Source organism: Vibrio sp. 1562, assembly GCF_033340155.1.
GTDB lineage: Bacteria > Pseudomonadota > Gammaproteobacteria > Enterobacterales > Vibrionaceae > Vibrio > Vibrio alginolyticus.
The window spans coordinates 1-703 of sequence record NZ_JAWOVY010000345.1 but is presented as its reverse complement, the minus strand read 5'-3'; the positions used below and the strand labels follow the sequence as shown (position 1 = coordinate 703).

The following is a 703-nucleotide window of genomic DNA, read 5'->3' as shown; positions in this document are numbered from 1 at the left end:
CTTACGGGGTCAAGCGGTGCATTGCGTGTTTACGCGGAATACTTAGCGCAGCGAATTCCTGAGCGTTTGGAGCTGCCTTGGCCTAAAGAAGTGACGACGCTTGGCTTTAAACCGACCTCCAACGGTGGTTTAGAGATGAATTGCCGCAGCGATTACAAACTTCCAGTATGGGATAAAACGGGTCAAATCAAACAACAGTGTGAGAAAAAATCTAACTGGTTGAATAGTTTGTTTGATTGGTAGGATCTCCAAATCAACAACATGGACTTGTTTCACTGGTCAATTCTTAGTACATATTAGTGATCAAGTATTCAGTAAAGGAAGAAGTGGATGTTCAAAACGCTGTCATCAAGCCCGATGTCGCGCTATTTCGCGTTGTGGGTAAGTTTGTTTTTGATAGCCACTCCTTCTGTTGCTCAAGTCAAAAATGAGGATACTCCGACTCGTCCTAAAGTCGCGGTTGTTCTCGCTGGTGGCGGCGCAAAAGGTGCTGCCCACATTGGTGTCCTCAAGGCTCTAGAAGAAATGCACATTCCTGTCGATATCATCACAGGGACAAGCATGGGAGCTTATGTTGGCGGCTTGTACGCGACAGGCATGAGCGCCGATGAAATCGAAAGTTTTATCTATTCTGTTGATTGGAACAGTGGTTATCGTGATCGCGTCGATCGCAGTCAGCGTCGTGTTCGTGACAAAGAATATG

1 protein-coding gene and 1 pseudogene are annotated in these 703 nt (G+C 46.2%); both read left to right on the top strand.

The genetic code is table 11. The features are described from left to right. A pseudogene (locus R7Z49_RS25105) lies at positions 1-243 on the top strand (penicillin-binding protein 1B); the annotation flags it as partial. A gap of 87 nt (positions 244-330) precedes the next feature. Then, the coding region (locus R7Z49_RS25100; protein ID WP_318112401.1) for a patatin-like phospholipase family protein at positions 331-703 on the top strand (373 nt) is incomplete at its 3' end.